Source organism: Pseudomonas sp., from assembly GCF_036404235.1.
Classification (GTDB): Bacteria; Pseudomonadota; Gammaproteobacteria; order Pseudomonadales; family Pseudomonadaceae; genus Aquipseudomonas.
This window is the reverse complement of sequence record NZ_DASWOT010000180.1, coordinates 1-14,205: the sequence shown is the minus strand read 5'-3', so window position 1 is coordinate 14,205 and position 14,205 is coordinate 1. Positions and strand designations below refer to the sequence as shown.

12 protein-coding genes and 2 pseudogenes are annotated in these 14,205 nt (G+C 58.0%); 7 read left to right on the top strand and 7 right to left on the bottom strand.

Translation table 11 applies throughout. The features are described from left to right. Positions 1-24 precede the first annotated feature (24 nt). Positions 25-1,953, top strand: a complete 1,929-nt coding sequence (locus VGC62_RS22645; RefSeq protein WP_331189309.1) for a transglycosylase SLT domain-containing protein — start codon at positions 25-27, stop codon at positions 1,951-1,953. 58 nt (positions 1,954-2,011) lie between these two features. On the opposite strand, the gene VGC62_RS22640 is transcribed toward VGC62_RS22645, so the two are convergent. Continuing rightward, entirely contained in the window at positions 2,012-2,821 is an 810-nt protein-coding gene (locus VGC62_RS22640; protein WP_331189308.1) for an MOSC domain-containing protein, read from the bottom strand. Positions 2,822-2,947: 126 nt separating this feature from the next. Further along, positions 2,948-3,877 carry a chemotaxis protein CheV gene (locus tag VGC62_RS22635; protein WP_331189307.1) on the bottom strand — a complete coding sequence of 310 codons (930 nt, stop codon included), beginning with the start codon at positions 3,875-3,877 and terminating at the stop codon, positions 2,948-2,950. 555 nt (positions 3,878-4,432) lie between these two features. On the opposite strand from VGC62_RS22635, the pseudogene VGC62_RS22630 reads away from it, so the two are divergent. From VGC62_RS22630 to VGC62_RS22620, 3 genes and pseudogenes are all read left to right on the top strand, one after another. After that, positions 4,433-4,819 (top strand): annotated as a pseudogene (locus tag VGC62_RS22630) (hypothetical protein); the annotation flags it as partial. Between the two features lie 603 nt (positions 4,820-5,422). Then, positions 5,423-6,313 carry a sensor histidine kinase gene (locus tag VGC62_RS22625; RefSeq protein ID WP_331189324.1) on the top strand — a complete coding sequence of 297 codons (891 nt, stop codon included), beginning with the start codon at positions 5,423-5,425 and terminating at the stop codon, positions 6,311-6,313. After that, complete coding sequence (locus VGC62_RS22620; RefSeq protein WP_331189306.1) at positions 6,310-6,969, top strand: response regulator transcription factor; 660 nt, start codon at positions 6,310-6,312, stop codon at positions 6,967-6,969. The genes VGC62_RS22625 and VGC62_RS22620 overlap by 4 nt, the downstream gene beginning before the upstream one ends. Positions 6,970-7,045: 76 nt before the next feature. Here VGC62_RS22620 and yegS read toward each other — a convergent pair whose 3' ends face one another. Beyond that, positions 7,046-7,951 carry a lipid kinase YegS gene (yegS, locus tag VGC62_RS22615; protein ID WP_331189305.1) on the bottom strand — a complete coding sequence of 302 codons (906 nt, stop codon included), beginning with the start codon at positions 7,949-7,951 and terminating at the stop codon, positions 7,046-7,048. A gap of 450 nt (positions 7,952-8,401) precedes the next feature. Between yegS and VGC62_RS22610 the strand changes: the two genes are divergently transcribed. From VGC62_RS22610 to VGC62_RS22600, 3 genes are all read left to right on the top strand, one after another. Continuing rightward, complete coding sequence (locus tag VGC62_RS22610) at positions 8,402-8,593, top strand: hypothetical protein (protein WP_331189304.1); 192 nt, start codon at positions 8,402-8,404, stop codon at positions 8,591-8,593. After that, positions 8,593-10,047, top strand: a complete 1,455-nt coding sequence (locus VGC62_RS22605) for a mannose-1-phosphate guanylyltransferase/mannose-6-phosphate isomerase (RefSeq protein ID WP_331189303.1) — start codon at positions 8,593-8,595, stop codon at positions 10,045-10,047. The genes VGC62_RS22610 and VGC62_RS22605 overlap by 1 nt, the downstream gene beginning before the upstream one ends. 186 nt (positions 10,048-10,233) lie before the next feature. After that, positions 10,234-11,526, top strand: a complete 1,293-nt coding sequence (locus VGC62_RS22600) for a cellulase family glycosylhydrolase (RefSeq protein WP_331189302.1) — start codon at positions 10,234-10,236, stop codon at positions 11,524-11,526. Positions 11,527-11,598: 72 nt separating this feature from the next. Here the strand turns inward: VGC62_RS22600 and VGC62_RS22595 are convergent, their stop codons facing one another. The 4 genes and pseudogenes from VGC62_RS22595 to VGC62_RS22580 all read right to left on the bottom strand — a co-directional run. After that, positions 11,599-11,946, bottom strand: a complete 348-nt coding sequence (locus VGC62_RS22595; protein ID WP_331189301.1) for a zinc ribbon domain-containing protein — start codon at positions 11,944-11,946, stop codon at positions 11,599-11,601. A gap of 90 nt (positions 11,947-12,036) precedes the next feature. Next, positions 12,037-13,266, bottom strand: coding sequence for a formamidase (gene fmdA, locus VGC62_RS22590; RefSeq protein WP_331189300.1), 1,230 nt, complete (start codon positions 13,264-13,266; stop codon positions 12,037-12,039). Between the two features lie 78 nt (positions 13,267-13,344). Beyond that, positions 13,345-14,034 (bottom strand): urea ABC transporter ATP-binding subunit UrtE, encoded by a 690-nt coding sequence (gene urtE / locus VGC62_RS22585; RefSeq protein ID WP_331189299.1) that lies wholly within the window; start codon positions 14,032-14,034, stop codon positions 13,345-13,347. A 13-nt stretch (positions 14,035-14,047) separates the two neighbouring features. Beyond that, positions 14,048-14,205, bottom strand: a pseudogene (locus tag VGC62_RS22580) (ABC transporter ATP-binding protein); the annotation flags it as partial.

The following is a 14,205-nucleotide window of genomic DNA, read 5'->3' as shown; positions in this document are numbered from 1 at the left end:
CTGGTTCATCTGCACGGAAGTCTCATGCGCAGTCGTTTGTTCAGTCTTTTGTCCTGCCTGCTTCTGTCGGCTACCGCAGCCCAGTGTGTCCAAGCGGTCGACCTCACCCAACAACGCCAATATTACGATGAAGCCAAGCGCGCCTTGGCCAAGGGCGATGCAGGCCCGTATCGGATGTACGGCGCAGCCCTGGCGGACTATCCGCTGGAACCGTATCTGGCCTATGACGAACTGACAGTGCGCCTGAACACGGCAAGCAATCAGGAAGTCGAGAAATTCTTCGCTGATCACGGCGACCTGCCCCAGGCCAACTACATGAAGTTGCGCTGGCTGCGTCTGCTGGCTTCGCGTGGCGACTGGCAGCCGTTTGTCGAGTACTACGATCCCAAACTCAATTTCGTCGAACTGGACTGCCTGTATGGTCAGTATCAGCTCGGGCATAACCTGCGCGCCGAGGGTTACGCCAATGCCGAGAAGCTGTGGATGACAGGCAAGACCCTGCCCACCTCGTGCGACACCCTCTTCACCCAATGGGCTGTTGAAGGCCAACTCACCGAGCAGAAACGCTGGCAGCGCGCCAAGCTCGCCGCCCAGGCCCGCAATTACGCGCTGGCCAATCAGTTGGTCAACAGCCTGACCACCCTCGCCCCCCAGGGCCGCTTGTTGATCGCCGTGGCGCAGAAGCCTGAGATGGTCAACAACCAGGCACAGTTCGTGCCGGCTGACGAGGCGATGTCCGACGTGGTGGGCCTGGGCCTGCGACGGCTGGCCAAGCAGGACCCGCAACGCGCTCTGGAACTGCTGGACGCCTATTCGCCGGCAATGCGCTTCTCCCATGAGGAGCAAGTGCAAATCGCCAAGGAAATCGGTCTCACCCTCGCCCGTAGTTACGATGGTCGCGCGCTTGAAGTGATGAGCAAATACGATCCGGACCTGCGCGACGACACCGTGACCGAATGGCGCCTGCGCCTGTTGCTGCGTCTGGGTCGCTGGGGTGACGCTTATGAACTGACCCGGCGTCTGCCACAAACGTTGGCGATCACTAATCGCTGGCGCTACTGGCAGGCGCGCTCGCTCGAACTGTCGCAACCCAACAGCCCCTTGCTGCCGGCGCTGTACAAAAACGTGTCCCATGAGCGTGACTTCTATGGTTTTCTGGCGGCCGATCGCACGCAAACCGCCTACCAACTGAACAACAAACCGCTATTGCTCAGCCAGGCCACCATCAACAAAGTGCGCAATACACCGGGCGTACGCCGCGCGCTGGAGTTCTATGAGCGCGGCCAGATCGTCGACGGCCGTCGCGAGTGGTATCACGTTACCCGCCGCTTCACCCGCGACGAAATGGTCGCTCAAGCCAAGCTGGCGTACGACATGAGATGGTACTTCCCGGCCATTCGCACGATCAGCCAGGCGCAATATTGGGATGACCTTGATATCCGCTTCCCGATGGCGCACCGCGACACACTGGTGCGCGAAGCACAAATTCGCGGCCTGCACTCCAGTTGGGTGTTCGCGATCACCCGTCAGGAAAGCGCATTCATGGACGACGCACGCTCAGGTGTCGGTGCAAGTGGCCTGATGCAACTGATGCCTGCCACCGCCAAGGAAACCGCGCGCAAGTTCAGCATTCCGTTGGCCTCCCCTGCTCAAGTCCTCGATCCAGATACAAACATCCAGTTGGGCGCAGCGTACTTGAGCCAGGTACACGGCCAGTTCAATGGCAACCGCGTGTTGGCATCGGCGGCCTACAACGCAGGCGCCGGTCGCGTGAGGCAGTGGCTCAAAGGTGCGAACCATCTGGCGTTCGACGTTTGGGTCGAAAGCATTCCCTTCGACGAAACCCGCCAGTATGTGCAGAACGTGCTGTCGTACGCAGTGATCTACGGTCAGAAGCTCAATGCACCCCAGCCGCTGGTGGACTGGCATGAGCGGTTTTTTGATGATTTATAGAGTGGAAATGTAACGCGGCTTGTAGGCGAGGGATCGCGTTTCAATCTCAGACCGTTGGTTACTCCAGGACCTCAACCGGCATGCCCACCTCAAGCATGCCCGCCCCGTCGTTGACCATGTTCTGCCCAAACCAGACCTGGCCTTCCCATTCCCGGTAGGTCTTAAGCGTCGTCAATGGCTCGCGGTCTGCAGTGCGCTCACCGTTGGCGGGGTCGATGGTGGTGAGAATGCAACGCGAACAACCCTTGAGCAGACGGAACTCCAGCGCACCGATGCGGATACGTTTCCAGCCATCCTCCGCGAAAGGCTCTGCGCCCTCCACGACCAGATTGGGCCTGAAACGCAGCATCTCCTGCGCACGGCCGATCTTGTCGGACAAATCGTCCAGCGATGCCTGGCCGATCAGCAGCAATGGGAAGCCGTCGGCGAAACTCACGCGATCATCCACCTCGCCGTATCCACTGGGCAACCAGCGCGCGCGCTCGATTGGCATATGGACCATGCGTGTTGGATTGCCGATAAAGTCGCTGACCCAGCGGGCCGCTTCTTCACCGGCGTCCGGTACGCGGAAGGTATCGCGCCAGACCGTGATGCCGCGCAAGGCAGATTCGACGCTTTCCGGAACAGGTACGTCCAGCGACACATGCCCAGGAGCGGACAGCGTCACGCCGCCCGCCTCGTTCCAGAGCACAGACAACTGCGACATGTGCGGTTGCGCCCGCTGCGTCAGAAAGCGGCCATTACTCTCGTCCACCAGCATCCAGCGCCGATCACCGGCCATGCCCAGCCCATCGAAATGCGCTTGCTGCAGCGGCTCTGCCTTGCAGGACTTGAGGGGGTATCGGTACAACGCGCTGAGTTGCGGCATGAACGCTTCCTTCTTGCAGACGGGAGAAGCGCTACTTTATACGAGGCGATGCCAGCCGACAGCCCGCCGATATAAAAAAGCCCCCACAGCCCATTGAAAACTGGCTATGGGGGCTGGAAACCAGGGTTACTTGTTATCGAGCATCAGTCGCTCACGCACCACATCCACCAGTTTGTCCGGCTGGAACTTGGAGAGAAAATTGTCGCACCCCACTTTCTTCACCATGGACTCGTTGAAACTGCCAGACAAAGAAGTGTGCAGCACCACGTAAAGCGAGCGCAGCCGAGGGTCGTTGCGTATTTCTGTGGTCAGGCGATAACCGTCCATTTCCGGCATCTCGGCGTCGGTAAAAATCATCAGCAGTTTGTCGGTCATCACCTCACCACTGTCAGCCCAGCCCCTGAGCATGTTCAGTGCCTTGAGGCCATCGCGCGCGACATGCATCTTCACGCCCAGTTGAGACAGCGTTTCACGCAACTGCACCAAGGCAACGTTAGAGTCGTCAACCAGCAATACTTCACGCCCACGCGCGCGTTCCAGTATCGGGTCTTCGAGTTTCTCGCGGGAGACCTTGGCACTGTATGGGACGATCTCGGCGAGGACTTTTTCCACATCGATAATTTCCACCAGTTGATCGTCGACCTTACTGATGGCGGTCAAGTAATGCTGGCGACCTGCGCTGGTCGGCGGCGGCAGGATCGCCTCCCAGTTCATGTTGACGATACGGTCCACACCGCCAACCAAAAATGCCTGAACTGAACGATTGTATTCAGTGACGATAATGGTGCTGGACGGGCTCGGCACCAAAGGACGCATGCCGATGGCCTGAGACAAATCGATCACCGGCAGCGTTTGCCCACGCAGATTAACCACGCCGCAGACGAACGGATGGCGCTGTGGCATCAGGGTGAGCTTGGGGAGTTGCAGAACCTCTTGAACCTTGAACACGTTGATTGCAAACAGTTGTCGGCCGGCCAGGCGGAACATGAGAATTTCCAGGCGGTTCTCACCCACCAATTGTGTCCGTTGGTCTACCGTGTCGAGAATGCCAGCCATCTGTTGCTCCTGGAGCAAGGTTTATTTTGTTTGCGCTAATACTCTATCGGCTGAGTCGGGCCAGACCTTAATCGCAATAAAGGGTGCATCGCGCAATTGATATCATATTAACATCATGCTTTACTCGCGGTGCATCCTAGTCGTTGAATTCCCTATCTACGCCTTGCGCTGCACCCACCGGGCTACCGTCGCGGCCATACCCTAACGACAACCGCGCCTAGGGGTAATCCTTAGCCACAATCAGGACAAACCTGATATTCGTGGTTTCTAATAGCCATTATTGTGACACCATTCTCATTGAATGAATGGAGTCAGACACGTGGTCGCGTTCGTGGAGTCCCCCGATCCCCTCGTCAAGCCAGTGATAACGGGTGGCAATGGTCGCAGTGTGAAGCTGCGCAATGCGCTCCTGGTGGACGACCGTGTCACAGTCGACGTACACGATTCGAAACAATCGGATCCGTCCTACATACTTTTCCTTGCCGCCAACATTAACTTGAGCCCACTCGCTACGCGCGACCTCCGATCGCCATCCATTAACAATGGGGATTACATATGCTGAACGGCAATGAGTGGCATCAGTTACACAGTGAGTTTCTTAGCGATACCCAAGCATTGCTGGCTCGCTCGGAAGAGTGTCTGGCTCATCTGGAGCTCATCGGCGATGACAAGGACGCTATCGAGTGCCTTCTCGATACCCTGCAAAAGATCGCCGCAGAAGCTGACAAGGCCGACGTAACCTTGATCGGCAGCTTCGCCCGTCAGTTGCGCTATCTGTTGTACTTCGCCCATGCTGCCGCGCGCATTCAACCCCAAACGCTAGTGTCGCTCAAAAACTGCTTTTCGCTGTTGGCATGGCAGATCGAGTTGATCGACCCTTCCACCGGACAGCTGTCCATGGACGGCGGCGAGCAGCAGGAGTTGCTAGAGCAATTGGGCAACTGCACGGGGATTGGCGATATGGAAACAAGACCGGTGCATCCCGTGCAATGGTCCGGTCATCACAACCGAACCCTAGCGAATGCCCCGCCAGCAGTCGCGCGCCCCATACCCATCTCATTTGAATAACCCCATCACTGAAGCATCGCCCGATTTGCGGGTAGACACCTGCCAGAGAACGACAGCATTCGCTCGATGTGGCGCTGTCTAGATCAACCACGCATTCAACAGCAAGGGCTATTGCGTCTACACTTTTCAAGCAACGGCTGAAGTGGGTGGCCATGGTCTATTGACACGCTCCATGAACTAACACCGAGAAGTTTTACAACCGTCATACAACTAAAACTGACCTATTGGACAAGTAATGACGATGGTATTATTTACCGTCCTCTCGAGACAGCGCCTAATCCTTCGGATATTTAAGGTAATATCGGCCCCCGTGAATGGATCCCATATGTTCTCTGGCGAACGCGTACAGCACATCAACGCATTGCATTCTCTATGCGCTGAGCCAAAAGTACGGGGCTTGACGTGGTTGACTACCTCAAAGTGACCTGAACAATTGCCCAGGTTATCCGCAAGAACAATTTGATGGCTTCATCTCCTATGCATGCCAGCAACAAGACCTTCAAGCTATGGCCTCCAAGCACGAAAAATGCCTGGCGGCTGACAGCGGTGCTTTGTGTGGGCGCAACGGCCTGCAACCTGGGTTTGTACCTAACGGGCATTGCACTGCCCTTGAGCCTGCTGTCTCTGAACCTCGCGGCGTTTCTGAGTGTCTGGTACTCGCAGGCGCGTCTGGGTCGATCCATTCAATTTCAGCCTCAGGAACTGGCCGACCACATGCTTCACGTCCAGGAAACCGAACGGCATCGCCTGAGTCGTGAACTGCATGATGACATTGGTCAGATGCTCACCGCTGCCAAACTGCAGAGCGACTGGCTGCAACGGCGCTTACCCGAGGACCTGCAACCGCAATGGGCGATGCTCAATAACACCCTCGACGAGACGCTGGCAAAAGTGCGTGACGTCTCGGCCATTCTCAACCCCAGACAACTGGCGAGCATGGGCCTTGAAGCCAGCCTGCGGGATCATCTGCTGCGCACACTTGCCGACACACCAGTACTGTGGAGCCTGGAATGCCAGCAGCGTCTGGCCGGTATTCCCGAAGAAATGGCCGTCGCGGCGTTTCGTATCACTCAAGAAGCGGTCACCAACATCTTGCGGCACGCCGAAGCCAAGAACCTGGTCGTTCGGTTGCAGCGCCGTGCCGACGGGTTGGCGTTAAGCATTTCTGACGATGGGCTAGGCTTTTGTCCTGCACACAATCCTGGCGAACAAGGCCAGCGGGGCATGGCGGGCATGTCGGAACGGGCAACGCTGCTTGGCGGCAGTTTCAGCATTGAAAGCGAGCCTGGTAAAGGCACTCACATCCAGGCGCTATTTCCCTGGGCGCCCCGCGCCCACGAACGCGCCGATATAAGTAAGCACTCATGACCTGCAATCTTCTACTGGTCGACGACCATGCACTGATCAGGGCTGGCGTGCGCGCCCTGGTCTCGGACATTCAAGGCTACAGCGTCATTGGCGAAGCCGCCGATGGCGAGCAACTGCTGGAACTGACGCTCGACCTGAAGCCAGACATCATCCTGCTCGATATTTCGATGAAAGACAGCAACGGCCTCGATGCACTGGAGAAACTGCACAAGGCACTGCCCGACAGCAAAGTGCTGATCCTGTCGATGCACACCGATCCGCAGATGATCATGCGCGCACTGGAAGGTGGTGCGCACGGCTATTTGCTCAAGGATGCCACCGCGACTGAAATCGAGCAGGCGCTGGATGCGCTGCGCAATGACGAGCGCTACCTCAGCCCCGCCATTGCTCATACCGTCATCAATCAGGCACTGCTCAGCGCCCAGTCAAACAAGACCGAAACCGTCGAAAACCACAACCTCACCGCGCGCCAGCTGGAAATCCTGCGCTTGATTGTGCGAGGCAAATCCACCCGGGAAATCGCCAGCGGTCTGGGCCTGAGCATCAAGACCGTAGAAACCCATCGCTCGCAGATCATGAAACGCCTACAGATTTATGACGTTGCCGGGCTGGTGCTGTTTTGCGTACGTGAGCAGATCATCAGTCTGGACGATTGAGCCACGCAGTCCCTTCCGGTTGTGTGCCAACTCCCGCCAGCCTGCGTTGCGGGAGTTGACTCAGCAACGCGGCTCGCTACCAAACGGCAACAGCCCCTAGCAACGGCGAGTGCGAGGGCAGATGCACGCGCAGCACACCGGGCCTGACCTCGAAACGCCAATGCTCGGCGCGCAGAGGCTCGCCATCCAGATTGATGTCCAGCCCCTGCGCTGACTTGAGCTCGACCCAAGGCAAACGCGCGCGAACGAACAGGTTATCGATGCCGAGCCCACCTTCCAGCAGGCTTTTCAGCGCCCCGACCACCTCCTGAGGCGCAGGCAAAATGCTGATATCCAACAAACCATCATCGACCAGCGCCGTCGGACACAAGGGATGACCACCGCCCGCCTGACGCCCGTTACCGATACCCAGCGCCAGCAAATCGCCTCGCCAGTGGAAGTCCGGTCCGTTGAGTTCTCCATAGGCCGCCCGTAACTCGCTGAACCGTGACAAGCCCGTGAACAGGTACGCCGCGCCTCCCAATACCCGCTTCAACTCCTCAGACGTATTGGCCGTGACCTGACTGCCAAAGCCGCCTGTTGCCATGTTCAAAAACAGTTGTCCATCGACCGCCCCCATGTCGATCGTACGCGCGGGGACATCCAGCAGGTCCAGCGCCTTGTCGAGGTCCAGCGGCACCCCGGCCGAACGCGCAAAGTCGTTGGCGGTGCCCAAAGGCAAAATACTCAAGCTGGCGTCATTGCCGGCCAACACCAACGCTTGGGCAACGTCTCGCAACGTACCATCGCCACCGCCGGCAATGATCTGCCGATGCCCATCGGCCAATGCCTCATTGACCAGGCGTTGCGCGTCACCCGCCTCCCACGTCAAGCGCACGTCCAGCAGCCAACCCCGCTTACGTTTTTTAACCACGGCCCTGCGGACTTCCTCGTTGAGCGCCTGCTTACCATGAAGAATCAAAAATGCTCTGCGCTCTGTCATATCGCTCCCTTAATGGCCATCCAGTTCATTGCGAGAGATGTTGACCTCACGCCCGCAAGAAAAAGCCCCTTTTTATCAACAAATTTTTCTCAATGGCGCCAAGGCGACAACGCCGAGTCAACGTAGTTATCCAGGTACCGTTTACCCACTGCAAACAGTGCCGCACGACGGGCCCACGTACTTTGCACGAAACAAAATATCACCCCAAACGACATATTGTGTTCCATGAACTTTACTAACTGCCACGCGGGTTAAGAGGTTATTTCCTGCATTCGTTGGGCAATAGCCTTTTCTGCGATGTAAAAAAAATGAGTATTTTCCAGACCAAGGGCATTGAAATACGGCGCAAGAATGTGCTTAATCGACAAATTATTGGCTAATATTGAACACAAACACAAAAAAGCCATTTTATTGACTTCAACTCCAAGTCACCGAATCAAAGAGCCAATCATGTATTCACGGATCGAAGAAATGAGGTTGTTGTTAACGCCGCGACGCGTGACCGCCCATCGTCTGCTCAATTGCCCGGGCCTGATCACCACACCCGATAGTGCGTGCCTTGAACGTGGCCCCATCAGCTTCGATCAACTCATTCCGTTGCGCACTGTCATTACAGTGCAATTTTCTCGCGAGGCGTTCTGATGGGCACCCTTATCCCCTGCATTATCGCCGGCGGCGCCGGCACCCGGCTGTGGCCAGTCTCCCGTGAAGCAATGCCCAAGCCGTTCATGCGGCTTCCCGATGGGGAAAGTCTGCTGCAAAAAACCTTCAAACGGGCCACGGGGCTCGCCAACATCGAAAGCCTGCTGACGGTAACCAATCGCGAAGTGTATTTCCGCACCGTGGATGACTACCGTCTGCTGAACAAAAACCATGTCCAACTGGATTTTCTGTTGGAGCCGTTCGGTCGCAATACCGCACCCGCCGTGGCGGCCGCAGCCCTGCATGCACTGTCGCGATATGGGGCCGATGCCCAGTTGCTGATCCTTCCGGCCGACCACTTGATCAATGACTTGCCCGCGTTCGGCACTGCGGTCGAGCGCGCGCGCAGACTCGCCGATGAAGGCTGGCTGGTGACCTTCGGCCTCAAGCCCACCAAGCCCGAAACAGGCTTTGGCTACATCGAAAAAGGCCAGGCACTCAACGGCGAGGCGTTTCAGGTAGCGCGTTTTGTCGAAAAACCCAATGCCCAAACCGCTCAGGAATACGTCGACGGTGGTCTGCACCTGTGGAACGGCGGGATGTTCTGCATGCGGGTGGACGTGCTACTGAGCGAGTTGGAAACCCACGCACCAGATGTACTGGCGGCAGTCAAACACTGCCTGGCTCAAAGCACTAGCAAAGAAGGCAAAAACGAACTGCAAATGGAGTTGGACAGCACCAGCTTTGCGCTCGCTCCAGACATTTCCATCGATTACGCGTTGATGGAGCGGTCGCAAAAGGTCGCCGTAGTGCCCTGCGAGCTGGGCTGGAGCGACATAGGGTCATGGCAGGCGATTCGCGAGCTAGCGCCCGCCGATGCTCAAGGCAATCAGTGCAACGGACAAACCGTGCTACACGACGTCACCAACTGCTACATCGATTCGCCCAAACGCCTGGTCGGCGTCGTGGGCCTGGACAACCTGATCGTGATCGATACCCCGGATGCGATCCTGATCGCCGATGCCTCGCGCAGCCAGGAGGTCAAAATCATTGCCCAGGAGCTCAAACGCCAAGGTCATCCCGCGTACTTGCTGCACAATACCGTGACGCGCCCCTGGGGCACTTACACCGTGCTCGAAGAAGGCAAGCGCTTCAAGATCAAGCGCATCGTGGTCAAGCCAAAGGCGGCGCTGTCGTTGCAGATGCACCACCATCGCAGCGAGCACTGGATTGTCGTCAGCGGTATGGCGCTGGTCAGCAATAACGACCGCGAGTTCATGCTCGACACCAACGAATCGACCTTCATCAAACCAGGCCACACCCACCGTCTGGTCAACCCCGGCGTCATCGATCTGGTGATGATCGAGGTGCAAAGCGGCGAGTACCTCGGTGAGGATGACATCGTGCGTTTCACCGATGTTTACGGCCGCGTTCCGGATGCCGTCAAAGCGTGACGCGTTACCCTCTCGTGGGGCGACCTGTACGGGTCGTCGCTACGGGAATGACGCTTTCCTGAGCCGTTCACAGCCTCCGATTAAGACTTCATGCTGCCGCTGTCGGTGATCACAGAATGGGCTTGGCATTCAGTCCGTTTTACCCGCAAGGGAGTTGCGTTCATGCGTTATAGAGGTGCCTGGCCCATGAAACGCATGCTGCTGATCAGCGTATTGTCGCTCTGCGCCACGAATGCCTTTGCCGAGACAATCCTGCGTGCGCCACGGGCTATAACCTGGCAGGACTACCTGGGCGTCAACGTCCAGTTTGACGCGTTCACCCCCGACATTTACCAAAAGCAGATGTCCCGACTCGATCAACTCGGCCTTGCCTGGGTGAGGTGGACGCTTGAATGGCAAAACCTCGAACCGGCTCAAGGTCAGTACAACCTGAGCGACCTGGACGCGGCGATGAACGCTGCCAACACTCACCACTACAACACCGTCGCGTATCTGACCGGCTCTGCCACGTTCGACAGCAGCGCACCGGTCGGCGCCAGCAACAGCGAAAAATATCCACCGCAGGATTTCAGCCTGTTCGCCGAGCGCATGACTGCGTTGAGTCAGCACTACCCGCACATCGAGCACTGGCAGGTGTGGAACGAACCGAACATTACCTGGCTGCCGCTGGCCGATCCCAAGGCCTACTACGACCTGCTGACCACCACGGCCAGTGCCATACGCGCAGCTGCGCCCGACAAAAACATCGTCACCGCCGGGGTTGCCTACTACGGCCAGATGCTTGGCCGCACCAGCAACATGCTGCACTGCCTGCTGAGCCTGGGCCTTGCCAGCCGCAATATCGTCGCGGCCTACCACCCCTATTCCGAACACCCGGAAGGCGACTCGGTGCAGGATCGGGATTTCCTGCTCAGGGCCAACGACCTCAACAACACACTGCACAACGCCGGGGTCAAGAACGTCTGGGCCACCGAATGGGGGTGGCCAAGCTACGGCGGGCCTTTACAAACGCAGCACCTAGCGGGCCTGGAGCGTCAGGCCGATTACACCTTGCGACGCCTGGCGTTAATGAGTGCGCTGGATTATCAACGGATCTTCCTGTTCAGCCTCAGCGACCTTGATCAGCGCGCCAGCCCCCGCGAACGCAGCTACGGACTGCTCGACCTCAACGGCGAACCGAAACCGGTGTACACCGCACTGCGCAACTTTCTCCGTATTACCGGCCCAACGCTGCAACCGACCGACCTGCCTCTGGCCATCTCGATCCCGGAAGATTTGTACGCTGTGCCATGGACGCGCCCCGATGGCTTTCACGTATTGATGGCCTGGAGTGAAAGCCGCGCGCACCTGAACATTCCAGGCATCAAGACCGCCGTCCTGTATGACCCTTTGAGCGGCCAGCACACTAACCTCGCCGATGCCCGAGGTGTCGATATGGCGCTCACACCCACGCTGCAGATCCTCGTCTGGAAGCCCTGAGCTTGCGCACGCTCAGGACGATAGCTATCTGCCGAGGCCGAGATCAGATAGCGCCGCCGGTGTTAACCAGTGTTAATGGCTGATCATCCACGGCCGCCCCGCAGGCTTGCCTTTCAATGCATGGGGATTAGCCTTTGTCGGCGCAAGCCTGGTGCTCGGACCGCAGCAGCTACAGCCGCTGGGATGACCCCGGTGCTCTTTGTATTGCTCCACGGTTTTCGGCTCGTGGGCGCTACGCTCGTTACGGGCGATGGCGCTGCGGGTGTTACCTGACAGCGTGCTCAGACCTGGAGCGCAGAGAATCACACGCATGCTCGATGCGCCACACTCCGGGCATTCGCAGGGCAAAGCGCTTTGCGCCATCGGGCGCAGGGATGTGAAGTCGCCGCAGTGTGGGCAGTCGTATTCGTACATAGGCATGTGTCATTCCTCAGTATTTCGGACTGTACGATTCCTGTAGGCGCGAACGTGCTCGCGAGGCGGCGCCTACAGGGGATGAACGTTGATGGCTTACTTATCCGGCGCAATCGGCAAGTCGACACTGCCGTCGATAAACTTCGTCGGGCCGCTGGCGCTCGGGTTGATATCGAACTTGAAGATGTCCGTCGGCAGCCACAGCGTTGCGCAGGCGTTGGGGATGTCCACCACACCGCTGATGTGACCTTGTACTGGCGCCGACCCAAGCAGCGAATACCCTTGCGCGGGTGAATAACCAAACTTGGTCATGTAATTGATCGCGTTCAGACAGGCCTGGCGGTAAGCGACATTGACATCCAGATAGTGCTGCTGACCCGATTCATCGACCGAGATACCTTCGAAGATCAGGTAGTTGTTGTAGTTCGGCACAATCGGACTGGGTTTGAACACCGGGTTCTTGATCCCGTATTTGGCCATGCCGCCCTTGATCAGCTCGACGCGCATGTGTACCCAGCCGGCCATTTCGATGGCGCCGCAAAAGGTGATTTCGCCGTCGCCCTGACTGAAGTGCAAATCGCCCACCGACAGACCGGCACCGTCGACATAGACCGGGAAGAACACTTTCGAGCCGCGAGACAAATCCTTGATGTCGCAGTTGCCCCCATGCTCGCGCGGAGGAACGGTACGAGCACCCGTGGCCGCAGCCATATCCCGTGCCGGGCCCTTGAGTTTGCCCAGGTGCGCAGTCTTGGCGAAGGGCGGATTGGCCAGCGGCGGCACGCGACCTGGCTCGGTGTCGATCAACTCTTGCTCGCGGCGATTCCACTCGGCAAGCATCTTGTGGTCCGGCAGGCAGCCGATCAGGCCAGGGTGGATCAGCCCAGCGAACTCGACACCGGGAATATGCCGGGAACTGGTCATCATGCCTTTGAAGTCCCAGATGGACTTCTGCGCCATGGGGAAATGCTCGGTGAGAAAGCCCCCGCCATTTTGTTTGGAAAAGAAGCCATTGAAGCCCCACTGCGAATCGGCACGCGCACCGATGTCCAGCAGGTCCACCACCAACAGGTCGCCCGGTTCGGCGCCGTGAACACCGACCGGTCCTGACAGGTAATGCACGGTGGACAGATCGACGTCACGTACATCGCTGGCGTCGTCGTCATTCTTGATCGCACCGGCCGTCCAATCGTAGGTTTCAAGGATGAAGTCATCCCCAGGCTTGACCCAGCAGGCCATTGGAATATCCGGGTGCCAGCGGTTATGAATCTGCTCGTTCTGGGTCGCCGGCTGGTTGAGGTCGACTTTGATCAAGGTTTCAGTCATGGCGTTTCTCCTTGGGTTTCAGGTCAATTCGATAGATTTAGGGTGACGCCTTCGCGGGGGAAAAATTGAACGAGCCAGTTACACCGACAAATACCGGCTGATCGTCGCTTCATCGACGTTGGCTCGGGTTTCCTCGATGACGAATCGGCCCTTCTCGATCACCAGAAACCGATCAGCGATTTCCAGGGTGAACGACAGCACCTGCTCGGACACAACAATGGTCAGGTTGCGCAGGCTGCGGATTTCTTTAAGCGTGCGAGCGATGTCCTTGATGATCGACGGCTGGATGCCTTCGGTGGGTTCGTCCAGCAGCAAGACCTTGGGATTGGTCGCCAGCGCCCGGGCAATCGCCAGTTGCTGTTGCTGACCGCCCGAAAGGTTGCCGCCACGCCGTGCGCGCATGTCGAACAGCACCGGAAACAGCGCGTACAAGTCTTCTGGCACCTTGCCGTTGGCCGACGCGGGCAAACCGGTCTGGATGTTTTCCAGCACGCTCATCGACGGGAAGATCATCCTGCCCTGGGGCACGTAGGCCATGCCCTGCTCGACACGGGCATGGGTTTCCAGAGCCGAGACGTCGACACCGTCGACCTGAATCTGCCCACCCCATTGCGGCAGGATGCCCATCAGGCTTTTGAACAAGGTGGTCTTGCCCATGCCGTTACGCCCCATCACGGCGACGATTTCCTGCTTCTCCACCGTCAGATCGAGGTCGTGGAGGATCTGACTCTGGCCATAGCCACACGCCAGCTGCTTGATATCGAACATCCTGCGTTGCTCCTCAATGGCCCAGATAGACTTCGATGACTTTCGGGTTTTTCTGCACCGACTCCATGCTGCCTTCGGCCAGCACCTTGCCCTGGTGCAGCACCGTGACCTTGTGCGCGATGCTCTTGACGAACTCCATGTCGTGCTCGATCACCAATACCGAACGCCCCT